28 protein-coding genes are annotated in these 26,964 nt (G+C 40.5%); 15 read left to right on the forward strand and 13 right to left on the reverse strand.

Features of this window, described 5'->3' with window-relative positions; all coding sequences use genetic code 11:
• Window positions 1-2 precede the first annotated feature (2 nt).
• Window positions 3-605, forward strand: coding sequence for an FMN-binding negative transcriptional regulator (locus LX92_RS11160; protein WP_109650518.1), 603 nt, complete (start codon window positions 3-5; stop codon window positions 603-605).
• Window positions 606-607: 2 nt separating this feature from the next.
• On the opposite strand, the gene LX92_RS11165 is transcribed toward LX92_RS11160, so the two are convergent.
• On the reverse strand, window positions 608-1,597 hold the full coding sequence (locus LX92_RS11165; RefSeq protein WP_109650520.1) for an NAD-dependent epimerase/dehydratase family protein: 990 nt from the start codon (window positions 1,595-1,597) through the stop codon (window positions 608-610).
• 382 nt (window positions 1,598-1,979) lie between these two features.
• Here LX92_RS11165 and LX92_RS11170 point away from each other — a divergent pair, with 382 nt between their 5' ends.
• Complete coding sequence (locus LX92_RS11170; protein WP_109650523.1) at window positions 1,980-3,260, forward strand: MFS transporter; 1,281 nt, start codon at window positions 1,980-1,982, stop codon at window positions 3,258-3,260.
• 7 nt (window positions 3,261-3,267) lie between these two features.
• On the opposite strand, the gene LX92_RS11175 is transcribed toward LX92_RS11170, so the two are convergent.
• Entirely contained in the window at window positions 3,268-5,433 is a 2,166-nt protein-coding gene (locus LX92_RS11175; protein ID WP_109650525.1) for a TonB-dependent receptor, read from the reverse strand.
• A gap of 293 nt (window positions 5,434-5,726) precedes the next feature.
• Here LX92_RS11175 and LX92_RS11180 point away from each other — a divergent pair, with 293 nt between their 5' ends.
• Complete coding sequence (locus LX92_RS11180) at window positions 5,727-6,149, forward strand: DUF2141 domain-containing protein (RefSeq protein WP_109650527.1); 423 nt, start codon at window positions 5,727-5,729, stop codon at window positions 6,147-6,149.
• 74 nt (window positions 6,150-6,223) lie between these two features.
• Here the strand turns inward: LX92_RS11180 and LX92_RS11185 are convergent, their stop codons facing one another.
• Window positions 6,224-6,703 carry a Dps family protein gene (locus LX92_RS11185; RefSeq protein ID WP_109650529.1) on the reverse strand — a complete coding sequence of 160 codons (480 nt, stop codon included), beginning with the start codon at window positions 6,701-6,703 and terminating at the stop codon, window positions 6,224-6,226.
• Window positions 6,704-6,805: 102 nt separating this feature from the next.
• Here LX92_RS11185 and LX92_RS11190 point away from each other — a divergent pair, with 102 nt between their 5' ends.
• Entirely contained in the window at window positions 6,806-7,744 is a 939-nt protein-coding gene (locus LX92_RS11190) for a LysR substrate-binding domain-containing protein (protein ID WP_109650531.1), read from the forward strand.
• A gap of 4 nt (window positions 7,745-7,748) precedes the next feature.
• Here the strand turns inward: LX92_RS11190 and LX92_RS11195 are convergent, their stop codons facing one another.
• Both LX92_RS11195 and LX92_RS11200 read right to left on the reverse strand, forming a co-directional pair.
• Complete coding sequence (locus LX92_RS11195) at window positions 7,749-8,144, reverse strand: hypothetical protein (protein ID WP_109650533.1); 396 nt, start codon at window positions 8,142-8,144, stop codon at window positions 7,749-7,751.
• A 108-nt stretch (window positions 8,145-8,252) separates the two neighbouring features.
• Window positions 8,253-8,450 (reverse strand): hypothetical protein, encoded by a 198-nt coding sequence (locus LX92_RS11200; RefSeq protein ID WP_109650535.1) that lies wholly within the window; start codon window positions 8,448-8,450, stop codon window positions 8,253-8,255.
• Window positions 8,451-8,595: 145 nt separating this feature from the next.
• On the opposite strand from LX92_RS11200, the gene LX92_RS11205 reads away from it, so the two are divergent.
• On the forward strand, window positions 8,596-9,864 hold the full coding sequence (locus LX92_RS11205) for a D-alanyl-D-alanine carboxypeptidase/D-alanyl-D-alanine-endopeptidase (protein WP_109650537.1): 1,269 nt from the start codon (window positions 8,596-8,598) through the stop codon (window positions 9,862-9,864).
• A 48-nt stretch (window positions 9,865-9,912) separates the two neighbouring features.
• Here the strand turns inward: LX92_RS11205 and nudK are convergent, their stop codons facing one another.
• Window positions 9,913-10,494 (reverse strand): GDP-mannose pyrophosphatase NudK, encoded by a 582-nt coding sequence (gene nudK, locus LX92_RS11210; protein ID WP_109650539.1) that lies wholly within the window; start codon window positions 10,492-10,494, stop codon window positions 9,913-9,915.
• Window positions 10,495-10,684: 190 nt separating this feature from the next.
• On the opposite strand from nudK, the gene LX92_RS11215 reads away from it, so the two are divergent.
• Window positions 10,685-12,259: a M81 family metallopeptidase gene (locus LX92_RS11215; protein WP_109650797.1), complete on the forward strand. Its 1,575-nt coding sequence runs from the start codon at window positions 10,685-10,687 to the stop codon at window positions 12,257-12,259.
• A 106-nt stretch (window positions 12,260-12,365) separates the two neighbouring features.
• Here the strand turns inward: LX92_RS11215 and LX92_RS11220 are convergent, their stop codons facing one another.
• The 3 genes from LX92_RS11220 to LX92_RS11230 all read right to left on the reverse strand — a co-directional run bounded on the left by LX92_RS11220 (window position 12,366) and on the right by LX92_RS11230 (window position 14,920).
• Window positions 12,366-13,163 carry a TIGR00266 family protein gene (locus tag LX92_RS11220; protein WP_109650541.1) on the reverse strand — a complete coding sequence of 266 codons (798 nt, stop codon included), beginning with the start codon at window positions 13,161-13,163 and terminating at the stop codon, window positions 12,366-12,368.
• A 226-nt stretch (window positions 13,164-13,389) separates the two neighbouring features.
• Entirely contained in the window at window positions 13,390-14,289 is a 900-nt protein-coding gene (locus LX92_RS11225) for a DUF6268 family outer membrane beta-barrel protein (RefSeq protein ID WP_109650543.1), read from the reverse strand.
• Between the two features lie 172 nt (window positions 14,290-14,461).
• Window positions 14,462-14,920: a DUF4442 domain-containing protein gene (locus LX92_RS11230; RefSeq protein ID WP_170117831.1), complete on the reverse strand. Its 459-nt coding sequence runs from the start codon at window positions 14,918-14,920 to the stop codon at window positions 14,462-14,464.
• A 133-nt stretch (window positions 14,921-15,053) separates the two neighbouring features.
• Here LX92_RS11230 and LX92_RS11235 point away from each other — a divergent pair, with 133 nt between their 5' ends.
• From LX92_RS11235 to LX92_RS11270, 8 genes are all read left to right on the forward strand, one after another.
• Complete coding sequence (locus LX92_RS11235) at window positions 15,054-15,536, forward strand: DUF4870 domain-containing protein (RefSeq protein ID WP_109650546.1); 483 nt, start codon at window positions 15,054-15,056, stop codon at window positions 15,534-15,536.
• Window positions 15,536-16,030 (forward strand): nuclear transport factor 2 family protein, encoded by a 495-nt coding sequence (locus tag LX92_RS11240; protein WP_109650548.1) that lies wholly within the window; start codon window positions 15,536-15,538, stop codon window positions 16,028-16,030. Before LX92_RS11235 ends, LX92_RS11240 begins: the two co-directional genes overlap by 1 nt.
• A gap of 160 nt (window positions 16,031-16,190) precedes the next feature.
• Window positions 16,191-16,529, forward strand: a complete 339-nt coding sequence (locus tag LX92_RS11245) for a PadR family transcriptional regulator (RefSeq protein ID WP_109650550.1) — start codon at window positions 16,191-16,193, stop codon at window positions 16,527-16,529.
• Entirely contained in the window at window positions 16,529-18,355 is a 1,827-nt protein-coding gene (locus LX92_RS11250; protein WP_170117832.1) for a PspC domain-containing protein, read from the forward strand. The genes LX92_RS11245 and LX92_RS11250 overlap by 1 nt, the downstream gene beginning before the upstream one ends.
• 136 nt (window positions 18,356-18,491) lie before the next feature.
• Window positions 18,492-19,223: a head GIN domain-containing protein gene (locus tag LX92_RS11255; RefSeq protein ID WP_170117833.1), complete on the forward strand. Its 732-nt coding sequence runs from the start codon at window positions 18,492-18,494 to the stop codon at window positions 19,221-19,223.
• A gap of 153 nt (window positions 19,224-19,376) precedes the next feature.
• Window positions 19,377-20,387, forward strand: a complete 1,011-nt coding sequence (locus tag LX92_RS11260; RefSeq protein WP_109650554.1) for a dipeptide epimerase — start codon at window positions 19,377-19,379, stop codon at window positions 20,385-20,387.
• Entirely contained in the window at window positions 20,387-21,433 is a 1,047-nt protein-coding gene (locus LX92_RS11265) for an aminotransferase class I/II-fold pyridoxal phosphate-dependent enzyme (protein ID WP_109650556.1), read from the forward strand. The genes LX92_RS11260 and LX92_RS11265 overlap by 1 nt, the downstream gene beginning before the upstream one ends.
• A gap of 121 nt (window positions 21,434-21,554) precedes the next feature.
• Window positions 21,555-22,025 (forward strand): hypothetical protein, encoded by a 471-nt coding sequence (locus tag LX92_RS11270; RefSeq protein WP_109650558.1) that lies wholly within the window; start codon window positions 21,555-21,557, stop codon window positions 22,023-22,025.
• 66 nt (window positions 22,026-22,091) lie between these two features.
• Here the strand turns inward: LX92_RS11270 and trxB are convergent, their stop codons facing one another.
• Window positions 22,092-23,057: a thioredoxin-disulfide reductase gene (gene trxB / locus LX92_RS11275; RefSeq protein ID WP_109650561.1), complete on the reverse strand. Its 966-nt coding sequence runs from the start codon at window positions 23,055-23,057 to the stop codon at window positions 22,092-22,094.
• Window positions 23,058-23,258: 201 nt separating this feature from the next.
• Here trxB and cls point away from each other — a divergent pair, with 201 nt between their 5' ends.
• Window positions 23,259-24,686 (forward strand): cardiolipin synthase, encoded by a 1,428-nt coding sequence (cls, locus tag LX92_RS11280; protein ID WP_109650563.1) that lies wholly within the window; start codon window positions 23,259-23,261, stop codon window positions 24,684-24,686.
• On the opposite strand, the gene LX92_RS11285 is transcribed toward cls, so the two are convergent.
• From LX92_RS11285 to LX92_RS11295, 3 genes are read right to left on the reverse strand one after another with little or no spacing between them, the layout of a single operon-like run.
• Complete coding sequence (locus tag LX92_RS11285) at window positions 24,681-25,688, reverse strand: 2-hydroxyacid dehydrogenase (protein WP_109650565.1); 1,008 nt, start codon at window positions 25,686-25,688, stop codon at window positions 24,681-24,683. The genes cls and LX92_RS11285 overlap by 6 nt on opposite strands.
• Window positions 25,669-26,331 (reverse strand): hypothetical protein, encoded by a 663-nt coding sequence (locus LX92_RS11290; RefSeq protein ID WP_223308360.1) that lies wholly within the window; start codon window positions 26,329-26,331, stop codon window positions 25,669-25,671. The genes LX92_RS11285 and LX92_RS11290 overlap by 20 nt, the downstream gene beginning before the upstream one ends.
• 19 nt (window positions 26,332-26,350) lie before the next feature.
• The gene (locus LX92_RS11295) at window positions 26,351-26,794 is read right to left on the reverse strand and encodes a hypothetical protein (RefSeq protein ID WP_109650568.1); all 444 of its coding nucleotides are present in this window, start codon (window positions 26,792-26,794) and stop codon (window positions 26,351-26,353) included.
• Window positions 26,795-26,964 lie beyond the last annotated feature (170 nt).

The raw sequence follows: 26,964 nt of genomic DNA on the forward strand, positions 1-26,964 counted from the left end.
TAATGTATATCCCCCATCAATATAAAAACGGGAATATTGCCGAAGTAAAAGACTTCCTTGCCAAAAACAGTTTCGGCATATTGGTAAACCAAGTCGATGGCAAACCTTGGGCTACCCATATTCCGTTGGAATTGGATACTACCGATGACGGTAAGGATGTTTTGGTAAGCCATATCTCAAAAGCCAATCCCCAATGGAAGCATTTTGAGGAAAACGATAATGTCCTCTGTATTTTCAACGGACCACACAGTTATATCTCCTCCTCCTGGTATAAAGAGGAGGAAGTCCCCACATGGAATTATATTGCCGTCCATGTATATGGTAAAATCAAGATTTTAACCGAGGAAGAAGTGATGGCATCCATGCACAAATTGGTTGACAAATACGAGGAGCATTCGGAAAATCCGATTTCCTTGGATCATTTATCGGAAAAGACCCTACGGCAGGTAAAAGGAGTGGTCGGTTTTCAAATCACCATAGACAGCATTCAGGCGGCCTACAAACTTTCCCAGGGCAGGGAGCATGACCACGAACGCATAATAGAAGCATTGGAAAACACCAAAAACCCGAACTCGAAGGATATTGCCAAGAGGATGAAGGGTTAGCGCTATGCCTTTTTGGATGTATACTTTTCCAAAATACGATCGATCTTTTCGTTACTTTCAGGATTGATGAATTTATTTTCTGGATTTTCATCCAACCATTGTAAAGTCCTTTTTATTCCCGTGGCAAAAGGAATGGTAGCCTTAAATTCGGGCACAAAAGTCTTTATTTTGGTATTGTCGAAAATAACGCTTTCGGCCTTATCGGCCAGCAGTGTACCGGTGAAGGAAGGTTCAATGGCACAGATAAATTCTGAAGCGATATGCACTACGTGGGCCTCATGCCCTAAACTTTCGGCTAAAATCCCATAAATCATATTCCAACTTAAGATTTCATCGGAAGTAATGTGAAAGGCATGACCAATGGCCTGTGTCAATCCCAACAAACCAACGAATCCTTTTGCGAAATCATCGGAATGGGTAACCGTCCATAAAGAGGTACCATCGCCATGAATGATTATCTCCTTTCCCTTTAGTATCCTATCCGCTGTGGTATATTCATTAAACCCACCGATAGCTATAGGTATTACTGTGTCATACGTTAAGGAAGGGCGAACGATCACCATAGGGAACCCCTCTTCGCGATAGGCCTTTTGCAAACGATCTTCACATTGTATCTTGTTAAAGGAATAATCCCACAGGTTATTGCAGAGCGGGGTGGATTCGGTAATTACCGGGTAGCTTAAAGGCGTTTGGTAACAAGAAGCCGAACCAATAAAAATATATTGCTTTGTTTTTCCTTTAAAAAGTGCAATATCCCTTTCAATATCCTCAGGGGTAAAGGCTATCCAATTGACCACCACATCCCAATCATGTTTGGCCAATTCGGTTACTTCATTGGCCTTGCGGATATCGCCAAGGATATTCCTCACCCCGGCTATTGGGACAGTAGCATTGCCTCGGTTCAAATGATAGAGGTCAATACCTTTTTTTATGGCCAATCGACTTGAGGCTGTGCTGATATTCCCGGTTCCCCCGATGAACAATACTTTCATAAAAGCTGGTCTTTAATATAGAACCATGAATTTAGAAATAAAAGAACAAAAAGACTATTCCTTTGACCTAAAACCGTAAAAGAACCTGATGCCAAAAGGGATATAGGTTTGTAATTTGAAGAAGAACGAATTGGTATTCCATAAGCCTTCCCCGCATATGGTTACTTATAAAAGGGGACTTGAAGGACACTTTAAAACCAATGTGTTGACACCCCTAAAAAACCTTTGGCGACGGACTATAAAAATGCCCTACGGATACCAATGAAAATGATAAAAAGCACTAATTTTATAATCGTTTTATTTTCCAACTTAAATACACCACATGTCTCAAATTTCCATCGGTTCTAAAAAACCTAAGTTATCATTTTGGCAAATCTGGAATATGAGTTTCGGATTTCTAGGGATTCAATTTGGCTTTGCCTTACAAAATGCAAATGTCAGCCGAATTTTCGAAACCCTGGGCGCCTCGCAGGACGAACTACCCATCCTATGGCTTGCAGCCCCCGTCACGGGGCTGTTGGTACAACCCATTATTGGATATTACAGTGACCGGACCTGGCATAAAAAATGGGGCCGTCGTAGACCTTTTTTCGCGACTGGGGCAATTTTAGCCACCATCGCCCTATTCGTTATGCCCCATTCAACAGCTTTATGGATGGCGGTTATTATGCTTTGGTTGATGGATGCTTCAATAAATATCAGTATGGAACCATTTCGGGCCTTTGTTGGGGACATGTTGCCCAATGAACAACGAACCAGTGGTTTTGCCATGCAAAGTTTCTTTATCGGTGTTGGGGCCATTATTGCCTCTGCCCTGCCCTACATTTTCACCAATTGGTTCGGGATAAGCAATATAGCTCCTGATGGTGGTATTCCCGATGCCGTAAAATGGTCGTTTTATGTGGGTGGAATCGCATATTTCAGTGCTGTTATGTGGACCGTCTTCAATACAGAGGAATACCCTCCTGACGATTTGGAAAAACTTAAATTGGAAAACGCCCAAACAGGTGTTTTTACAGGATTGAAAGAATCTTTTATCGGTATTTTCAAAATGCCCAAAACCATGGTACAATTGGCCTTTGTGCAATTCTTTTCATGGTTCGCGCTATTCGCTATGTGGATTTATACCACTTCAGCAGTGACAAGCCACGTTTATGGCACCTCCGATACGGCTTCAGCCTTATATAATGAAGGGGCCGACTGGGTAGGCATTTGTTTTGCCATATATAACGGTATTGCGGCTGTCGTTGCCTTCCTACTACCTGTCATTGCCAAAAAGACCAGTAGACGAATCACCCATTTATTGGCTTTGGTCATTGGGGGTATCGGACTCATTTCAATCTATTTCATTACCGATCCGAATATGCTTTTGGTCTCAATGATAGGTGTCGGTATTGCATGGGCCAGTATCCTATCTATGCCTTATGCCATGCTTTCGAGCATTTTACCGGCAAACAAAATGGGCTATTACATGGGGGTTTTTAACTTTTTCATTGTAATTCCGCAAATAGTCGCTGCCGGTATCCTAGGCTTTATCTTGAAATCATTTTTTGAAAATGAGGCCATTTATGCGATGTTCATTGGGGGTGTTTCGTTTTTTATAGCCGGCTTGTTATGTTTGATCGTTCACGACAATGAAACTCCAATCAAAAGTGAGGATTAACCGAACATTAGAGGTTATCTAACTGATTGCTCTTTTTATCTGCACTGATCGTCCAAAAGATACCGACAAAAAAGAATGTATCGGCGGTTGGACGAATAGTCCTGCGATCAAATTGCCCGTTGGAATTTGGTGCATCGGCATATTGATATCCATTGACATTTTTAAAACCCAATGCATTGCTCACAGAACAATATAAGATTTTCTGTGGGGAAACCAGATAGGCCCAATTAAGGCTCAGGTTATTGTACGTCTTTGTTTTTTCTGCGAGAAAAGATCCTGTTGTATTCGGGTCGTCATACGGCCTTCCTGAAGCATGGGTATAGGAAAGACCAACCTGCGAACGCAAATCGTTTATCCAATATTTGGTCACTATCGAGAGATTATGCTTGGGCGCAAAATTGGGTGTCGCCTGTTCTTCAAAATTCAAATAATCACGTTGGGTATCCAAATAAGAATACGAAATCCAATAATCCAGGTTCTTGATATTCTTATTGTCCCTCCAAAAAACATCCAATCCTGCTGCATAGCCACTTCCCAAATTATTGAAAAGCGTATCAAATCCCGGTGTATCGGTATCAAACTTCACCAAATGATCATATTCCTTATAATAGGCTTCCGCCCTAAACGTCCTTCCATTCCCCATATACTGATAATTCAATATATAATGGGATGTTTTTTCAGTATTAAGTCCGTCACCATACTTCGCATATTCAATAGCCGGATTTTGGTAAAAATCACCATAGGCCAAAGAAAACTGTCCTTTATCCCCACCCTTATAAGCCAAGGATACCCTTGGGGCCAAACTGAAATCTTCCACCGCCGTTGAATACTCCCCCCGCAATCCTACCTTCATCGCAAACCGGTTACTGAAGAAAATATCGCCTTCCGCAAAGGCAGCTGTTAGATCATCGTCGTAAACACTCTTATAAGTCCTATCATTTTCCGCCATAAGCACATCCTCATAATCCAACTTAAAATACGCTGCCCCAAAAGTCAATTGAAAACGACTGCTGAAGTTTTTCTTTAGTTTTAATTTGATATGGGCTCCTATTTCTTCGGTATCTATGGCATCTGTGAGCAAACCGATTTTGTTTTTATCTATGGAAACGCTGGCCCCTGTCGCCAATGTCCAGTCATTTTCCAAATAATGCTTATAGGTTGAATTTATATAGAGGTTATTGTTCTTTAATCGAAAACGAACCAAATCCTCATAATTGATGTCTTTTTGATCTATATCCAAGGTACTATGGTTGAACCCTGTGTAAAATTTAAACATGTTGTGCGCTCCCTTACTCCTAAAAACGGCTTCCCCCGACAAAGATTCATAAGGTTTTCTCCAGCGTACATCCTGGTTTGAAGGTACCAAGGCCTGATAGGGGGCCAGATTTATATAGGACGTATTGATGCTTAAGGATTTCGTTCCCCAAATTTCAGTATGGCCAAGTCCACCACCAACTGACATCACTGAAATATCGGTTTTTTCCTGTTCGGGGACATCTGTCGTATTCAATAACAAAACACTGGAAAGCGCCTGACCGTATTCGGCGGAATAGCCCCCCGTACTAAAGGTAATTCCCTTAAAAAGAAAAGGGGAAAACCTTCCTCGGGTCGGAATGTTGTTAACCGTGGCATTAAAGGGTTGGAAAACCCTAAGACCATCGATAAAGACTTGGGTCTCCCCAGCTGCACCCCCACGTACAAAAAGCCTACCATCACCACCGACCGTCGAAGTACCCGGCAGGGTTTGTAAAGCCGCCACAAAATCACCGGCGGCACCCGCTGTCGTAACAATATCCAAAGGTTTCAAAACGGAAACTTTTGAATTGTCACCGGCTTCAAATGAACCCGCGGTTAAGGTTACCCCATTTAACTGGTTGATCGTTTCCCTGAGATGTATCGATAGGTTTTTAAAGTAGGAAACATCCCCAACTTCATAATGGGTCTCGTAAGCGATATTCGATATTACCAAGGTTTGCGACCCCTTCATGGTGGTTTCAAAAGAAAAATCCCCATTTGCATCGCTCGAAGCCCCATCATATGTTCCTTCCAGATAGACATTGGCTCCACTTATTGGAATATTCTTTTCATCAACAACCTTCCCCGATATGGTTGTTTGCGCTACAAGTAGGCTTGTGCAAAGGAAAGCAAGGGATAATACATGATATTTTAGCATGACGTTCATTTTTTTGATGAAACAAAAGTGTCATACACAAAAGGATTCCCCCAATACAATTTTCCCAGTTGTAAAATTCCTGTACCCAACTGTAGCTATAGTGTATCCTTGTACCAATCGATGGTAAGCATTCCAATTTGGGTTAGAGACCTCTCCTATACCATGCCCCATAATCAAAAGGGTGACCATAAACACAATTCAGGACAGCAAAACCACAATTGGGTCATTGTGATTTTCAATAAACAGGTAATAAACGGAGTTTTGACGCAGTACTAACAATTAAACCACTACACATGAAAACTATTGGACTTATTTTATCATTGGTATTTACAAGCTTTATCGCTACTGCACAACAAGCCGAAGAAGGCGTTACGGTAACAGTGAACATTGAAAATGTATTGAATGCCAATGGCAAGATACTGGCTTCCCTACATAATTCGGAAACCTTTTTGAAAGGAGAAGGTTTGGACCATGTAGCCATGAAAAGTACCAAAGGCACACTTACCTTGACTTTTGAGGATGTTGTACCCGGAACATATGCCATTATGGTGTTACACGATGAAAACGACAATCAACGCATGGATTTTGAGGCCAATGGAATGCCCAAGGAAAACTATGCTACAACGGGAGTTATGGAAATGTACGGACCGCCGAGCTTTGATGCCTCCAAATTTGGGGTATCCAACGAAAATCTCGAACTCAATATTCGGTTTTAGCCCCTGACCATCAATAAAAAAACAAAAAAAAGGCTTCCTAAGGGAAGCCTTTTTTTATACACTTTTGGTTCCTACTATATATCTTCGGCCAACCATGCTTTCATCATCCAAACTGTTTTTTCCTGTTCAGAAATGAAATCGCTCATCATTGAATTGGTACCTTCATCATCAGCTTCATCGGAAGCCTTTAAAATTTTACGTTCGATCATCAATAATTGGGTCAACGATTCCACAATAAGACGAATGGCATCCTCATCCTTGGTTATATTCTTACCAACAGGAACCTTTGAATTCGCGATATAATCCTCAAAGGTATGTAAGGGCACCCCTCCCAAGGTCAAGATACGCTCTGCGATCTCATCAACCTTTATATTCGCGTCGTTGTACAAGTCTTCAAACTTTACATGAAGGTCAAAAAAACGTTTCCCTTTGATATTCCAATGGATACCCCTCAAATTTTGATAATATCTTTGTGAATTTGCCAATAATTCGTTTAAATCTTTACTTAAGGCCATTGATTTTTCGGCACTTAATCCTATACTATTGTAAGACATACTATTTGTTTTAATTATACTATAAAATTAATGAATATTCAGGTCTTCAAGGCCCGTTTTAATCGTTAGTTTTTATATTTTTATAGGCTTAAACTATAATTCATGACCATTACCCAATTACAATATGTATTGGCCGTTGCCGAACATAAGAATTTCACTTTGGCGGCCCAAAAAAGCTTTGTCACACAACCTACATTAAGCATGCAGGTACAGAAGCTTGAGGATGAATTGGACATTTTGATTTTTGACCGGGCAAAAAAACCAATCGCTATTACCGAGGTTGGTAAAAAAATTGTGGAACAAGCAAAAAATATCGTTAATGAAGCCGACCGCATCAAGGATATCGTAGACCAGGAAAAAGGCTTTATCGGGGGTGATTATACCTTAGGGATCATTCCTACCATTATGCCAACGTTGTTACCGATGTTCTTAAAAACCTTTATCAAAAAATACCCCAAGGTCAACTTGATCATCAAAGAACAGAATACTGAAAATCTAATTCGGAATATCCAAGATGGACATTTGGATGGCGCCATAGCCGCTACCCCCTTGGAAATTGAGTTCATTAAGGAACGTCCTTTATATTACGAACCTTTTGTAGGTTACGTGCCCCCGAACCATAGATTGGCACACAAGGAAAATCTTGAACCCTCCGATTTGGACATTGCCGATATTCTCTTATTGAGGGATGGACACTGTTTTAGGGATGGGGTCATTAATATTTGTAATGCCACCAAAAATTATGGGGAAGAGCATTTTCAAATTCAAAGTGGTAGTTTTGAAACGTTGATCAACTTATCGAATGAAGGACTTGGCATGACGTTATTGCCGTATCTAAATACGATGGAATTGGATGATCTTAAAAAGAAGCACCTAAAATATTTCAATGCTCCCTCACCGGCTCGTGAAGTAAGCTTGATCTATCACAAAAGTGAATTGAAAATACAGATTACCGATGCATTAAAAGATGTGATTTCCGGGATTGTAAGGGGTGCAATAGCCTTCCAGGATGTTAAGATCATAAGTCCATTGGGCAAATAAAAAATCAATCCACCCGCTTGAATCGATAAGAGCATTCCTCGATGCAGCCTATGAAGCCCAATATGAGCTTTTTTTCCTCAACCAAAATGCGGTAAACGGGTTCATACAATTCGGAATTACAAAAAAATCTTAAATAGAGTTTTTCCTCGGCGATGGCGAAGGTACCATTGACCGGTGCCTTGCACCCATCCCATTTCGATAATTCGAGTGAACCATCGCCTTGAAAGTCATAAATCGCACCATCATCAACACGGGTCCAATCCACAATTCCCCCCGGACTGATTTTTGTAGCTTCCAATTGCCACTGACCTATAATTTCGTGATCAATTTCCCCTCCCTTCAAATCATCATCGGCACATCCTAAAATCAACAGGAACAAAAACGGGAAAAAATACTTCATTTACTTCTCTACTTCTAATTGAGTACGGTACATTATAACATATACGGTACAAATGATCCTGCGGTTCACGAAAACCCAAAAAAAACCACCCTTTTAGGGTGGCTTTATTTATGCATTTAAATAAATGAGACTTTCTTTTAATTGCGGTTTATCGGTTACGAACTGATATAACCAGTATTTTAGTTCCTCTATTTCGGCCGGCAGCAATCTATTTACCGCCTTTTTAAGCTCTTTACAAAATAGCTTTGTGTCAAAACTAACCTTTTTTAGTACTGTTTTAGTGTACTCAAGCATAGCTCTAGCCATATTACAAAATGTTTAATTAGTTGTTGTCTTTCCAAAGTTAACTATAAATCAATCAACAATATTGTTTGACAATCGTTAAATATTCGATAATTTCCTGTTAAAATAACACAGTTTAATTCAATTTGGTAAACTCTACGTTAAAGATATGAAAAAAATCGTTGTATTACTACTGTTAACTATCTTAACCACAGGATGTTCAAGTGTTAAAAAACAATTGAAGAAGACCATTGACCCCCATTTGAAAACAGCGCTTTTCAGTGACCAGTTCACGGGTTTTTTATTGTTGAATGCAACGACCAGGGATACTTTGTACCAACACAACAGTTCCAAATATTTCACACCCGCCAGCAACACCAAGATCTTTACACTTTTCACTTCTTTAAAGTTATTGCCAGAACGAATTCCCTCACTTAAATATTCCTATGTAAGGGACACCCTGTATATAGAAGGTACTGGTGACCCTTCGGTTTTACACCCCTATTTAAAAGACAGCACGGCCATTCGTTTTTTAAAATCCCATGAAAATATCGCCCTATACCTGAACAACTTCAAGGATGAAAAATTTGGCCCAGGGTGGTCATGGGATGATTATCAATATTATTATTCGCCCGAACGTAGTGGTTTTCCGCTTTATGGGAATGTGCTTACCATTGAGAATGGCGATAGCCTACGGATTTCGCCGGATTATTTTAAGGATAGTATATTTCCTTATGCAAATGCCGTACAGCGAGATCCCATAAAGAATTTGTTCTATTTTGACCCTTCCCAAAAAGATACCCTTGAAATCCCCTTTGTTGTCGATAGCAGCTTGACCAAGAATTTGTTGGAAAAAGCACTTGGCAAGAAAATTAGGATATCGCCTACCATGCCCAATACAGCGCATAACGTTTTATATGGAATAGCTGCTGATTCCATCTATAGCCGAATGATGGAAGTGAGTGACAACTTCCTTGCCGAACAATTACTTTTTTTGGCATCCTCTACCCTATCGGATACCCTTAACAGTGCGAAGGCACGAAAATTTATACTTGAAAACCACTTGTCCGATCTAAAACAACCCCCAAGATGGGTAGATGGCTCGGGACTTTCCCGTTATAATTTGTTTACCCCGGAGTCTATGGTGCACGTGCTGTATAAACTGTATACTGAGATACCTAGAGAAAGGTTGTTCCGGTTTTTTCCGGTAGGTGGCGTTGCTGGAACCTTGGAAGACTGGTATCCGGGTAACCCAGAACCATACATATATGCAAAGACAGGTAGCTTAAGCAATAATCATTGCTTAAGTGGCTATTTACTGACCAAGTCGGGCAAAACATTGATTTTCAGCTTTATGAACAATCATTTTAGGGAGAGTCCATCGGAAATAAAAAAACAGATGCAAACCATTCTCGAGGAAATACGGGACACTTATTAAATCAAAAAAAGGACCGAACGTCCTGATGGAATTCCTGAGGAAATAGGTTTAAAGCAACTTATTTATCTGTGCATACTGCAATAACATGATGGTCTTGGCATCTTTTATTTCTCCCGATTTGATCATAGCAATCGCTTCTTTGAACGGCATCTCCAAAACTTCAATATTCTCGGTTTCATCCTCGGCACCACCACCTTCACTGATTTTCATGGTTTCCTCATATTCGGCAACGAAAAAATGCAAGATTTCGGTCACGGAGCCGGGGGACATAAATGATTCGAAAACCTTCTGTACATTCTCGATCTTATATCCTGTTTCTTCCTCTGCCTCCTTCTTTATGCAATCCACTGGATTATCCCCATCCAACAAACCAGCACAGACTTCAACCAACATTCCGTCTGTATTGCCATTTACATAGGTAGCCATACGAAACTGCCTCGTCAAAACCACAGTACCCTTCTTGCCATTGTACAATAAGATGGCTGCCCCGTTACCACGATCATAAACCTCCCGCATTTGGGTTTCCCATGTACCATCTTCTTTTTCATAATCGAAAGTGATTTTTTTGAGGATATACCAATTATCGGACAACAACTCGGTTTTGATATTCTTTACACGACCTTTTTCCAAGATAGATTTATTTTGGGTTACTACTAATTTTTAACATCGAATTTACGTTCATTCTAAATAGCCAAAGAGCTCCGTACACAAAAGTCGAAAATGAAAATTAAATGCTACTTTTAAGCAACGAATGAAAACGATTTCAATTATATTCCAAGACAAATTTCAGGGATTTAAACCAAACCAAATAACAAACTACATGAAAAAGTCGATTGCACTCCTTATTATTTCATTTTTCCTGGTATTAAGTTGCAAACAGGTAAAGAAAGAAGACAATAATGTAAAAAATCTTCCCAGGGTAGCCATTGCAGGTCTGGGTATAGAATCGAGTACCTTTTCACCCGCCCAAAGTCATGAAGAAGCCTTTCATGCCCGAATCGGGGATTCTATTTTTGGAAAATATCCCTTTTTTGCTGAAGGAAGTGAAATTCGCAAAAGGGCAGATTGGGTACCAACCCTCTTGGGCAAAGCATTGCCCGGTGGTATTACGACGAGGGAGGCTTATGAAAGTATGGTTGATAAAACCTTGAAAATGCTGAAGGAAAACGGTCCATACGACGGTTTGTTCTTTGATATTCATGGAGCAATGAGTGTTGTAGGGTTGCAAGATGCCGAAGGTGACCTAATTAAACGAATCAGGGAAGTGGTCGGACCGGATGTCCTGATTTCCACTTCAATGGATTTACACGGTAATGTTTCCGAAACCTTGGCAGAACAAAGTGATCTGATCACCTGTTATCGGATGGCCCCCCATGAAGATGCCTTGGAATCGAAGGCAAGGGCGATCACCAACCTATTGGATCGTTTGGAAAATGGCAAGGGCAAACCCAAATACAAGGCATGGATCCCTGTTCCCATTTTGCTGCCGGGCGAAAAAACAAGTACCCGCATAGAACCTGGCAAAAGCCTATATGCCAAAATACCGGCTATAGAAAAACAAGAAGGGGTTATCGATGCGGCCATTTGGATTGGTTATGCATGGGCTGATGAGCCCCGAAACCATGCCGTGGTTATGGTCACCGGTGACAACAAAGAACAGGTAACACAGGGAGCTGAAGCGTTGGCCAATGCTTTCTGGGATGTACGTAATGAATTTGAGTTCGTAGCCCCTGTAGCAACTTTTGACGAGAGTCTAAAGAAAGCCCTCAACAGTAAAAAACATCCGTTCATCATCAGTGATATGGGTGATAACCCTACCGCTGGAGGTGCAGGTGATGTGACTTGGACCTTACGGGAACTTTTATCGCGTCCTGAATTCAAGACCAGCAAAGGCCCTTCCTTGATCTATGCTTCCATACCTGGTCCCAAATTGATCCAGGAAGCTTTAAAAGTGGGTGTCGGTGGAAAAGTTTCCGCAATGGCAGGTGCCGAAGTTGACGATCGTTTCGCCCCTCCCTTAAAACTTACCGGTACGGTAACGGCCATTAAAGAAGGGGACCGTGATGCGGAAGTCGAGGTAGTCGTACAGATAGGCAGTATACAAGTGATCGTCACCAATAAAAGAAAGCCATACCACTATAAAGCTGATTTCACGGATTTGGATTTGAATCCGGAGGAGACCGATATTGTCGTGGTAAAAATCGGTTACTTGGTTCCTGAACTGTACAATATGCGAGGGGATTGGATCATGGCCCTGACCCCTGGTGGGGTTGACCAAGATTTGGAACGTTTGGGTTACAAACACATAAAACGCCCTATGTTTCCTTTGGATAAGGATATGGAGACCCCGGATTTAAGTGCCCGTTTAATAAAGGCTTCCGACAAACTAAATTAAGTGTAAAAAAGGGAAAATGGTCCTAGGACCATTTTCCCTTTCTTGTTTTTCCTTATCGACCAATACCATTGATCTTCCCTAATACTACGACTTGGAAAAATCTGGGTTAAAATCGATTGTCTCCACCAACGATATCCCCTAGTGTACCCAAAATGCTTCCTTCCCCTTTGTCCTTACCTCCTCTGGGAATCGATGCCACTATCCTTCCGGCCAATCTACTAAAGGGTAAGGATTGTATATAAACCGTTCCTGGGCCTCGAAGCGTGGCAAAGAACAAGCCCTCTCCACCAAAGACCGTGTTTTTTATACCTCCCACAAATTGAATGTCATAATCGACATCCTTGGTGAAACCGACAATACAACCGGTATCTACCTTTAATACTTCCCCTGGCGCCAATACTTTTTTTGCCAATGTTCCACCGGCATGTACAAAAGCCATTCCGTCACCTTCCAACTTTTGCATAATGAATCCTTCCCCACCAAAAAGGCCTCTGCCCAATCGCTTGGAGAATTCGATACCCACGGAAACCCCTTTGGCTGCGCAAAGGAATGCATCTTTTTGACAGATGAACTTCCCATCCTTTTCAGAAAGGTCAATAGGCAGTATTTTTCCTGGGTAGGGTGAAGCAAAGCTTACCTGTTTTTTTCCTTGTCCCACATTCAAAAAGGCGGTCATAAACAGACTTTCCCCTGTGAGCACCCGCTTTCCTGCTGAAAAAATCTTTCCCAGTACACTATTGTCCTGATTGGAACCATCCCCGAAAATGGTATCCATCTTAATATCGGAATCCATCATCATAAAACTTCCCGCTTCGGCCACAACGGCCTCTTGGGGATCGAGTTCTATTTCGACATACTGCATTTCTTCCCCATAAATTTCGTAGTCTATTTCGTGTGCGTTCATTTTTTATATTTTTTTGTTGATGCCAATTAGTTGACGGATTGACTGTTTTGTTACAACCAACCATAGTTTTCCATGTGAATATAAAAAAAGGAATAAAACAAAAAAACAGATACCTCGAAGAAGTTTTGATTCTTTTCAACCATAAAGGGAAAAGGGCAATATATCAACAAGGATAATAACGGAGTGGCTTAGATTGGAGCTAGGGCTATTTGCCAAACGGATAAAACTAGTAAGGACTTTTGACCTTGGCTTTCTTATTAAAATTATACTTTAATCCGAAATTATAGTATAAACCATTCTTCATATCAAAGTCGTAAATCCGATCTGAATCATAATCTTGGACTTCCATCGTATTAAAATCCGAATAACCGGCTTTGGCATTGAATTCAAAAGCTTTCAGGAAGGAAATGTTATACCCCAAACCACCAACCAAATAGGTGTTTTTCAACTTACCTGTATAATCTTCTTTGTAAATCTCGATCTCATCATTGATGTTTCCGGCAAAACCATCCAAGGTGGTAAAGGCTTCAAAATTATGGTTATCGTGAAAAGACCATTTTAACCTACTATCGGGAAAACCTATTTTATATGCCCATTGATCATCTATTCTTTTGGTATAGGCAATGACGGGAATCGGGATATCCAATCCGTTTTGGGCATCGTATGCTACCCCAAAACTCCACATCGATTTATTTTCCGCGTTTAATTTATCAAAAACCAAGGTACCATTAACAAAGATATCCTCGTTACCCAATTCCTCTACATCAAAATTAGAGGATATCTGGGGAGCCACTTTTAAGGAAAAACCCCATCCATTATCAAGGATTCGATTATATAATAGCCCTAAACTAAAGGTCTGGAAGTTATCGATTTGATAGGTTTCAAAAGGCACGTCCTCATCGACATAACCAATGTTCAAATTTTGATATTCCCCGATCAAGCTGATACTTTCCTTACTTGAAAAGTTTTTTATGGGAAAATCGAACCCAACGCTATTCTTTTTAAAAGTTGCCACCTCGGAATTAGGTAAGAATTGAGTGTTGAAATAAACACTCCCGGTTTCCTGTGAAAAGCCCTCACTTACCGCACTTAAAATAAAGATAATCACCAATTTTCGCATTTTCATTTCTATTTTTAAGATTATTCATCCGGTCCTGATTACTATAGACTAGTTCCAAGACCAATTAGAAACGAAATTGCTGATTATATAAACAAACGACAAAGCAAATAGATCTGCGGGGGTTTTAAGTATACCAAACAGGGGTATTTATCTACGGAATGCTTTTAAAGCGTAAAATTTATTTCTTTTTTAACTTAACCGTCCACTCAAATTCAAAGGTAGAGACCACTACCCCATCCTCATTGACGCCAACCGATTTCATCCAAACGGTTTGCCCTTCCCCTGTGGCAATGGTTTTGTCCAAGGCTTCCTTGATCTTATGACCATCTTCACAGGTAAACGTAATTCTACCGGTTGCTTTTTTTGAAAAATTGGCCGTGTTGTTCAACACCAGCATCGAAATCCTTTTACCACTTTCCTTTATCTGATCAATGACCATCGTACCCGTACTAAATTCTGCGGCCATACCCTGTACGGCCCAAAACATCGAGTTAAAAGGGTTCTGATTGAACCATTTATGCTTTACTGTAACGATGGCTTTTTGCTTATCTATATATTTTAATCGCACACCACACCACCAAGCCGATGGTAATTTAAAAAAGGAAAATGTATTGAATTTTCGTACTGAAGTACCCATAATCATTATAATTTCCCCTAAATGTATGCAAAATAGTTGAAGTGATAAATGTTAATTCTATGTTAATTTTTAGTACTATGTTTTGCAAAGTACCTGTCTTTAGCCATATATTTGTATAAGAAAATAATAGGCCATGACAGACACCATAACAAAACACGAACGAAATCTATCAGCGATCATACATGCATCGACCTTTAGTAAATTCTTTATTCCCTTCGGTAATTTCATTATTCCATTGGTATTATGGACCGCGAATAAAAAGGAATATGAATTCGTAGACTACAATGGCAAGCAGGCGTTGAACTTTCAGATAAGCATGCTTTTATATTCGATAATCCTAGGTATGGTAAGCATTCCATTTTTTATTGGTTTCCTACCCAATCTTTTTGATCATGGTTTTTTCGGGTTCGACGGCTTAAACAGTTATAACAATTTCAATATCGATATAGACTTGGACGGTTTCCCCTTTAACAAATGGATATTCCCCATTGGCATCGCAAGTCTATTGCACGGGGCACTTTTTATCGTGAATGTCGTATACACCATTTTAGCCACAATGAGAACCAATGAAGGACAAACCTTTCAATATCCATTTACCATTAAATTCATCAAGTAATGAAAAACAGCAATCAAAATAAGCGAAATCAATCCATACTTATCATTATGGTCATTGGGCTATCGCTGCTTTCATTCAGGCCTATTGATAATCCGGGACCACAAATTGGCCTGGGTGACACGGACCTTTATGATGCTATTGTAGCCATGGACGACATCTACTTTACCGCCTATAATTCATGTGATATGGAAACCCAATCCAAGATCTACGATGAAAATCTTGAATTTTACCACGATAAAGGAGGCTTATCAACATCAAAAAAGGAAATCCTGGAAAGTTTAGAAAGGAATATTTGCGGTAAGGTTACCCGGGAACTCATAGAAGATAGTATTGAAGTCTATCCCATTGCAGGATTTGGGGCGGTGGAAATAGGCTTGCACAAGTTCCATAACAATCAGGAACCCAATGCAATCGTTGAACCAAGTAAGTTCATCATCATATGGAAACAGGTAGACCAAAGCTATAAAATAACCCGGGTCATAAGTTTACATTGACACTAAAGTACAGTCGGTACCCATCATGCCGGTTTGGAGTTTAATCATCAATCAAAACTGTCCTGGTCCTTGTTCATAAACATCTTAATCACATGTTGTAAAACTGAGTAAGGCCCAGAACAGAAAAAACGAACAGTTAAATTAATAGAATCATGAAATTATGAATGTAGAAAACACAAAAGCACAAATGCGCAAGGGGGTTTTGGAGTACTGCATACTGTCTATCCTTAACGGAGAGGACAAATATGCCTCCGAAATTCTTAGTACCCTCAAAGACGCTAAGATGCTCGTCGTTGAAGGCACCATATACCCATTATTGACCCGGCTAAAGAATGCTGGCCTACTCAACTACCGATGGGAGGAATCGACTTCTGGACCACCACGAAAATATTATACGTTGACCGAAACCGGAAAACTATTCCTGAAAGAATTGGATACTACCTGGGATGAATTAAGAATGGCCACAAATGTGGTAACCAACAAAAAAAACAAAAAATAATGAACAAGACAGTAAACATAAATCTCGCGAATAGGCTCTTTCACATGGATGAAGAAGCGTACAACAAAATGCGTCGATATTTGGAGGCTATTAAACGTTCATTCGCCAACACCCCGGGCAGTGATGAAATTCAGGCCGACATCGAAGCGAGAATTGCAGAGCTCTTTTACGAAAAATTGGAAAATGAGCGGCAGGTAATCACCCTAAAGGAAGTAGATCACATTATTTCTGTCATGGGCCAGCCTGAGGATTATATGATCGATGAGGATATTTTTGAGGATGAACCCATTAACAAATCAAAAAGTGCATCAAGTGCAAATACCAGGGTCAAGAAACTATATAGAGATCGTGAGCATAGATATGTGGCTGGGGTATGCTCTGGTTTAGAACATTATCTTGGTCTCGATGCCTTATGGATCCGTATCATATTCATTCTCTTGGCGGTGACCACTGGTTTCGGATTCATTGCCTACATTCTTCTGTGGATATTGGTTCCTGAAGCTGTTACCACCGCGCAAAAGTTGGATATGACGGGGAAGCCCGTCAATATCAGCAATATAGAGCGTAAGGTTAAAGAAGGGATTGACGACGTTGCCGATAGGGTAAAAAGTGTAGACTATGAAAAAGTAGGAAACACGGTTAAGAGCAGTAGCAAAACTTTTTTCGATACCATAGGCGAAATATTCATGTTCCTTTTTAAGGTCTTTGGGAAGTTCATAGGCATTATATTGATCCTTATAGGTGCTGCTACCTTGATCGGATTATTTGTGGGTCTCTTTACTGTAGGTATAATGGATATGATACATATACCCGGTGTGGATTTTTACAATATGGTCAACTCCACGAATGCACCCGTTTGGCTCGTTTCCTTATTGGCATTCTTTGTCGTCGGCATTCCTTTCTTTTTTGTCCTTTACCTAGGATTAAAGATATTGGTGAACAACTTAAAATCAATTGGGAATATCGCTAAATTCTCTTTATTGGGATTATGGCTGATCTCACTGATAACCTTAGTGGTACTAGGAATCCGCCAAGCTGCGGCCCATGCCTATTCGGATAGTATATCCGTGGAACAGTCCATAAAATTCGAAGTCCCCAATGACACCTTGCTCATTAGTATGCAACCTTCCGAATATTTTGAAAAAAGAAGGAATATGTCCATCGATGGTGTTATGGTCACTGCAACGGATGAAGGTGAGGAAATCTTGGTCTCGGATGACGTACGTCTTTCCTTAAAAAAGTCCAAAGACAGTATCGTACGGGTAAAAATACGTAAGGATGCCAATGGTAGCTCCTTTAACGAGGCGAAGGAAATCGCCAGAAACATCGAATATTCCTATAGCGTGGAAGGCAATTCAATTGTATTCGATGATTTTCTCATCAGTGCCATGCAATATAAATTCCGGGATCAGGAAGTTTGGATTACACTCTATGTTCCTGAAGGCAAAACGATTCAATTCGATAGTGAATCGAAACGATGTATCCCTATAAGTGCAAGGAATGACATGGATATGGGACGATGTGATCTTTCCAAACACATTTGGGCCATGGGAACCGATGGGGAATTAAAATGTCAGGACTGTCCGGAAGTCATTGAAGACGAAAAAGGTAATGACCGCATTATCATCAACGAGGATGGTATCGATATCGATATTAAGGACAATGGGGATTCGTTCAAAATGAAAATCGATGGGAACGGTGTTAAGATACAAGCCGATGACGAAACTGATGGGGAAGTTTTGAACATTGACTTAAATGACCAAGGTGAAGGCCTTAAAATGAATATAGACGAGGACGGGGTAGTCATCAAAAACGAGAATAGTTAGCATATTTTACGACTCAGTAGCAATCATCAACAACTGGGTATCTATAAATGGTTTAATCACCAAATAAGTACGAAGTTTATTCATCAATTAACAACAATCAAATGGCCCGATTTGGGTCCATCTAAAAAAAACGATCATGACAACACTAGTAAGGATTACCATCGCATTGATTTTGACTTTATTCCTGTCATCCTGTGGATTTGACATCAACTTTGGGGACTTTGGCAATGGCCAAAAAGGCAATGGCGTAGTTACCTCGGAAACCAGGGAGATTACAGAAGAGTTCACAGAGGTTTCCGCTTCGGAAGGCCTTGATGTATATGTTACAAATGGAACTGAATTTGAAATTACGGTTGAGGCCGATGAAAACATCATAGACCTTATCGCAACCGACATTAAGAATGACCGATTGAGAATCCATGCCGTGGAGAATATTGGAAGGGCTACCAAGAAAGTTTTTGTAACCCTACCGGAAATTACCGGACTAAAGAGTTCTAGCGGTGCCCATTTGAGTACGGAAAACCTAGTCAAATCCGATAAACTGGAAATAGATGCCAGCAGTGGGGCCAACATCAATATTCAAATGGATGTAAATGAGGTCGATATTGATGCCAGTAGCGGGGCCAATCTCAATCTATCGGGCGATGCCCATACGGTTTATGTAGATGCCAGTTCAGGTGCCAACATCAACGCTAAAAAACTGATTTCCAAAGTATGCCATGCCGATGCCAGTAGTGGGGGGAACCTATCTGTATATGTTTCTGAAGACCTCACGGCAGATGCCAGTAGCGGTGGTAACATTTCCTATTCGGGTGAGGCCTCGGTTACCAAAAAGAAATCGGTATCGGGCAGTGTACACAAGAACTAACCTATCCTGATTTTAGGAATAATTGAAAGTCCTTTTGCAAAAAAAACAAGCAATATAAACGGGATTGAAAACACAAAAAAGCCACCGAAATTTCGGTGGCTTTTTTAGTATTAGTCCCATGGCTTTAGTTATCTTAGTATAAACATTTGACGCATGCAATTACAGTTGAAAAAATACACCTTAGCATTAAAACACACCTTTAGCATTTCCAGGGAATCACATGACTATCAAGACACTATGATTGTCAGTCTCACTTTGAATGGGCAAACGGGATATGGTGAGGCAACCTCAAACCCCTACTACAGGATTACCACTGAAAGTATGATTGATGAAATTGAAACGATACGGGAAGCCATTGAATCCTTTGAATTTACCATCCCCGAAACCTTTCACCAATTTCTTGTTGATAAAGGACTAAGTAATTTTACCATCTGTGCCTTGGACCTTGCCGCCAATGACCTATATGGCAAACTATTGGGGAAACCCCTATACGAAATTTGGGGTACTACCACAGACCATTACCCTACCTCGAACTATACCATCGGACTCGCCGATATACCTACCATGGTAAAAAAAATGGAAGAAAAACCATGGCCCATCTATAAGGTAAAATTAGGGACGGAAAATGATGTGGAAATTATACGTGAATTACGAAAACACACTGATGCCGTTTTCCGAATCGATGCCAATTGCGCATGGACAGCGGAACAGACCATCGCATATGCCCCACAACTTAAGGAATTAGGGGTCGAGTTTTTGGAACAACCCTTAAAGGCTGATGACTGGGCTGGTATGGAGAAGGTTGCCCATGACTGTGTTCTACCTGTTATCGCCGATGAAAGTTGCATCGTTGAATCCGACGTTGAAAAATGCGCTTTGTTCTTTAATGGTATCAACATAAAGCTTACCAAATGCGGTGGCCTAACCCCGGCGCTGCGCATGATAAAAAAAGGAAAGGACTTAGGTTTGAAGGTGATGGTTGGCTGTATGACAGAATCTACCGTCGGGATCTCATCCATTGCGCAATTGGCTCCCCAATTGGATTATGTTGATATGGATGGCGCTATGTTATTAAAAGGGGATATAGCCGATGGTATTCGAATAAATGAAGATGCAACCTTAGATTACCCTAAGTTGGGCGGTAGTGGCATAACCCTAAAATAATGGCATATTATATCGATGGTTTTCCAGGGCGTAAAATCAAAATTCATGGGAAAAACTACCTCTATTTTGGTGGAACCTCCTATTTAGGACTTCAAACAGACAAGAATTTCCAAGACCTGTTCATAAACAACATCAGGAAGTATGGCACAAACTATGGCGCTTCAAGAAAATCGAATGTACGCATTTCGGTTTATGGAAAAGCGGAAACACTTTTGGCCAATATTGTGGGAAGTGATGCTGCCCTAACCATGTCTTCAGGCTACTTGGCCGGACAGTTCATTGCCCAAAATTTCAACAAACCGGGGTATAAGCTATTTTATGCACCCAATACCCACTCGGCATTATATAACAATTACAACAAGCCTTATCCCGACTTCAAGACGTTAAACCTTGCCATAACAGAACATCTCGGTCTAAAGGACGATATTGTCCCTGTACTGTTCTTGGATTCAATCGACTTTAACGGATATAATTATCCCGAATTCAAGGAACTTGCAAACCTGCCATTGGACAAAATCATTTTAATCGTTGATGACTCCCATGGGATAGGGATCATTGGCAAGAATGGTGAAGGTGTTTTTAGGACATTGCAAAAATTCAACGCCAAGGAGCTGATTATTTGCTGTTCATTGGGAAAGGGTTATGGCATACAGGGAGGAGCCGTACTGGGATCAAACGAAAGAGTGAAACAACTTAGTGGAACTGCCTTTTTTGGGGGTGCAAGCCCGGCCGCACCTTCCGGGATGGCTACATTCATTGAGGCCCAATCCATTTATGCCTCAAAAAGATCACAATTGTACAGAAACATGGCTTATTTTGAGCAATCAATTGACCAAATTGATTTTTTCCATCATTTAAACGGACACCCCACCTACACCTTTTCATCCCCGGAAATGGCAGATTATATTGAAAAAAAAGGATTTATCCTTACCAACTTCAAATATCCGGCAGAAAGCTCTTCCGTAATGAGTCGTGTTGTACTGGGCAGTCACCATTCCCTAAAGGACATTGAAGGCTTATGCAAGTGCATAAATGCTTTTCTTTAAAAGATTTTCACACCAGATTGTATTTCATTGTAAGATTCACAATTACAGATACTTAAAATTATGTTGTTATTATAATTTTTTGTAACTTTTATACAATTATTAATCCCTAAAACACACCACTATGAAAAAATCAATCTACTTGGTTTTATTGCTGTCCGTTTTTGTTACCATTGTTGCCTTCACAAGCGATAAACCTGAAACTTACCACAGCATAGAAGGCACTTGGGAACTTGAGAATTTTTATAATTTTGATGGTGGGAATATCACAGATACCTTACCGACTTCAGAAGGTTATAGACAGGTAAAAATGTATTATAATGGTAAAGTCATGTGGTCCCGGACAACACAGAAGTATATTAAGGATGCCGATGGCAACAACGTAAAGGGCAGATTTGGTTATGGCACCTACAAGATTACCATGAATGAATTGATAGAAAACATTGAATATGGCGATATTGGAATGATGACAGAACTTGATACCTTACGCAATTTTAAATTTGAATTGTGGTTGGGTGAAGATAGATACAGCCAAATCACCCTTGATGAGGAAGGAAACCGTACTTTTTCTGAAAACTACAAACGAATTGATTGATTCGTTACTTTAAAGCATAAAAAAAGACCGCTGCAATGCAGCGGTCTTTTTTTATATCCATTTATTTTAAGCTACCTCTTCGGCTGATTCCACCATGGCCAAATAACGCTCGGCATCCAAAGCGGCCATACAACCGGTTCCTGCGGCAGTAACCGCTTGTCTGTATTCCTTATCCTGGGCATCACCACAGGCAAAAACCCCTGGAAGATTGGTCTTGGTTGATTTTCCCTTGGTAATGATATACCCGGTTTCATCCATATCAATCTGACCCTTGAAAATATCGGTATTCGGTTTATGTCCGATAGCGATAAAAAGTCCGGTTATCGCAATTTCCTCTTTTTCCTTGGTTTGGTTATTCACCATTCTAAGACCTTCGACCACTTGATCGCCCAATACCTCATCAACTTCAGTATTGTATCTAATCTCCAAATTCGAAAGACTGTTTACACGATGTTGCATGGCTTTAGAAGCCCTCATATGGTCTTTCCGAACCAACATGGTCACCTTATTGCAGATATTGGCCAAATAAGAGGCCTCTTCCGCTGCGGTATCACCAGCACCTACGATAGCAACATCCTGTCCCTTATAGAAAAATCCATCACAAACCGCACAGGCAGAAACTCCACCACCCCTTAAACGTTGTTCGCTAGGAAGGTTCAAATACTTTGCTGTTGCCCCTGTAGAAATAATAATGGTTTTTGCCTCAATGATCTTATCATCATCGATTGTAACCTTATGGGTTCCCCCCTCTTCCTTACTCAATTCAACCGCAGTCACCATACCTATTCGTACATCGGTACCAAAGCGTTCGGCTTGTTGTTGCAACTGCATCATCATCGTTGGTCCAGTAATGCCTTCAGGATACCCCGGAAAATTATCAACCTCAGTTGTGGTCGTTAACTGTCCACCTGGTTCCATACCCGTATAAACAACTGGTTTGAGGTCTGCCCGGGCAGCATAAATAGCCGCTGTATATCCTGCAGGACCGGAACCAATGATCAATGTTTTTATTTGTTCTACTTTCTCAGACATATTTATATTCTTCAATAAGTTTATTATTACAAAAGTAGGTTTTTTGTAAAAAACCTTACAGCTAAAGTTATCAAAAGTTATTGATGATGAGCCCAATTGAAAGTAAAACCAACGATGATAGGCCATGTACCTATACTGACACCCGTCATAAAATAATTCCCTGTGTTTTGTATTTTTAAGTAATATTCAAAAGAGCCCACTATGTATTGGACAATCGCCTTGATCATTTATGTGATTATAGCCATGGGAATGGTTATAAGTTTATTGGTCAATGGTATAAAACCAGCTAAAACACTGGCTTGGTTATTGGCCATTTTCACCATTCCGGTAGCGGGAATCCTTCTTTATTGGATGATAGGCAGAAATCGAAGGAAATATTCATGGAAAGACATTCAGGAAGATATTGCCATTAACAATTACCTCAAGAAAATACAACGCAACCAGGATTCCGTGGAAACGTTGGATATGGACTCCAAAGGGTTTGCCAAACTTACCCGTCTTATTGAAAAAAACAATGGCTTTAAGCCCACCAAAAACAATGACGTCACAATCTTAAAGGATGGCAAAGCCACATTTGATGCTATTTTCGAAGCCCTTGAGGCTGCCGACAAATACATCTATCTACTCTATTACATATTTGAGGAAGGAGAACTCGCCGATCGCTTAATTGCCCTATTCAAAAAAAAGGTAAAAAAAGGTGTCAAGGTTAAGATTATCTACGATGGGGTCGGTAGCTATTCCTTGAGCAAAAAATACATCTCCAAATTAAAATCAATAGGGGTTGAAGTCTATCCGTTCCTGCCATTTAAATTGGGAAGGTTTTTGGCCTCGATCAATTACAGGAACCATAGAAAGATCATTATCGTAGACGGAAAAGTGGCCTTTACAGGCGGCATCAACATCTCGGATAAATACTTGAAGGGTGATTTGGTATTGGGAAAATGGCACGACATGCATTTGCGATTAAGGGGGGCTTCCGTCCGGGAGTTGCAGGTGGTATTTGAAATTGATTGGTTTTTGGTCTCTGGTGACAATTCCGAATTTGACAGGGAATTACCCCCTTTACGGGAAAAGGTAGGAAACCAGATTGTACAGATCGTTTATGGCGGCCCTGACGATTACTTTTCCCCCATTGGGCAGACCTATTTTGCCATGATCAATAATGCAAAAAAATACATTTATATCACCAACCCCTATATCATTCCGGGTACAGCGATTCTCAAGTCCCTCGAAGTAGCCGCCAATAGTGGCATCGACGTTAGACTTCTGGTATCGGCCAATGCGGATAGTGTCCTGGTGAATTGGAGTGTGCGGTCTTACTTTGAATCCTTTTTATTGGCCGGAGTAAAGATTTACCTATTCCCCGAAGGTTTTTTACACAGTAAGATCATTGTTTCCGATGATAATTTAGTTTCCATCGGTACTGCCAATATGGACATTCGAAGTTTTGAGCAGAATTATGAAGTAAATGCCATGGTATATGACTCCAAAACCGCGCTACTGCTCAAACAGGAATTCTTGAATGAAATAGAGCACAGTATTCCCTTAGACTATAAATCGTTTAAAAACAGGCCCTATATAGAGCGACTGAAAGAAGGTTTTGCCAAGATATTCAGTCCCTTGTTATAGAACAAGGGTTTCATACCCCAATTCATTGGGACAAGGCTTACCTTGCTCCCAGTAATCCAGGTTATCAAATGTTATCTCTGCAATTCGGGTAAGTGCCTCCTTGGTAACATACGCCTGGTGCGGGGTCAACAAAACATTGGGGAATGAAAGTAAGGTCTTTAAATTTTCATCTTTAATGTCATGGGGGGCGTTATTCTTAAAGAACAGTCCTTTTTCCTTTTCATAAACATCAGCAGCATAAAATCCGATTTTTTTGGTTCCTATCGCCTTGATCAAGGCTTTGGTTTCTACAATGGCCCCCCTCGCCGTATTCAAAAGGACTACACCTGGTTTCATCTGTTCAAAGGCCTGTCCGTTCAGCATATGGTGGCTTACAGAAGTCAATGGTAAGTGAAGGCTAATGATATCAGCTTGCGCATATAACTGCGCCAAATCAACATATGCCACACCGTATTTGTCAACCAAGTCTTGATTCTCAATTAAATCATGGGCCAGGATCCTACAGCCAAAACCATGCATGATCTTAACCATTACCGAACCAATGCGTCCCGTACCAACAATGCCTATGGTCTTACCCACCAAATCGAACCCCAACAATTTCTGTTGTTCAAAGTTATAACGATGTACTTGACGGTCCGCTATATGTGTTTTCCGATTGACGGTCATTAACAAGGCCACTGCGTGCTCGGCAATGGCATGGGGTGAATAATCAGGGGCATTGGCGACTTTGAACCCGAAACGTTTTGCCCCCTTTATCTGGATGTTATTATACCCCGCCGACCGCAAGGTGATATATTTCACCCCTAGATCCCTTAATTTCTCAAGGACGATCAAACAGGCATCATCACCGGAAAATATACTGACAGCGTCATGACCCACTGCTTTTAACGCGGTATTCGTATCCAAGGCCTCCGGTATAAAGGTAACCTTATGTCGAAGTCTGTTGGCCTTTTCAAGAAAAGGTATCTCGAAATCCTGTGCACTATAGACCAGTAACTTCATTTGTGCTTTTTTTTCTGAAAATTAAATCTTGATCTTCCATGGCCATAATGACCAGGCCTATGTAATCGTCTATTGATTTTTCCATATCAACGGGATCATTGATATCTATGGATCCCCGCCAAATCAATTCCCTATCCTTATCCGGACAAATGCAGTACAAGGAGGTTTCAGCATGATAAATCGTGAAATCCTGTTTATCCTCTGGCATAAAATAGATATTCTGGTTACTAATGTAATCCTCTTCAAAACCTGCATCGTAACGGTCGATGGTATTCAACAATCTTCTATTCGCTTCAATACTCTCTATCCCGGTCACCTTGGTAAATAGAATGGCATCGAAATCCTTATCCAACAATTGCTGTTCAACCTCGCCCAACTCCTGTTCTGAACGTTCTGAGGATGTGAACTCCACATCGAAAAGGTCAATACTTCGCATGGCTTCCACCCCCCTCTTTTCAAATTCATCCCTCAATTTGGTTTCATACTGTACACGGGCTTCCTCATTATAAGTCATACCTACGACCAGTACTTTGTCCGCATCGAAGATCACAATGTCAGGATTCTTCCAATTTTCAACCAATTCGGCCGAAGAGCATCCCATTATCATAAACAAAATAAGTACTGATAAAGTCAACTTTCCCATGATTTCCAGTTTTATAGCCTCAATTAAGGAGCCTTTTTTGTTTTTCTTTTTTCATTATCTTCGAAATAAATTGGAATAAACTTCCTTTTAGTTTTCGATAGCTTACCAAATACGTATCAATGGTATAGATCATATCCCTATGACTTTCCGTATAGGCTTTCTCCATTTTAGGTTGATCAATGTCGTCCAACATAATGGATAATTGATTCTCATGTACCATAGCCTTTTTCAAGAGCTTTTCGGCCTCTAATTCCGAATTGGAGATTGCGGTAACCAATTCCTTACTCTCCTCATACAAGCCAAGACTTGTGATTTGAAGTGTATAGGACTTGATCAAATCATTTAGGAACAATTGTTCATCCTTAACGAATTTCAACTGGGAAATCCATTCTAATGAAGTTTCGTGCATTTCTTCTGGGCTTTTCCATTCCAAATACCTGTAAATCTGTTTTTTAGTTTTCATGTTCATATACTTTTAAATTGATATCGACTTGTTTTACCCTTTAAGGCAGTACACCATATTACTACTCCCAAGGTATCCCTTTTATAGCTTTGTATAAATGATTTAGATCAGTCGTAGCAGTATGTTCCGGGGTATATGCCACTAAGGTCCACCTTATACAACCTGACGTG

Origin of the sequence: Maribacter polysiphoniae (assembly GCF_003148665.1) — a bacterium.
In the GTDB taxonomy this organism is placed as follows: Bacteria; Bacteroidota; Bacteroidia; order Flavobacteriales; family Flavobacteriaceae; genus Maribacter_A; species Maribacter_A polysiphoniae.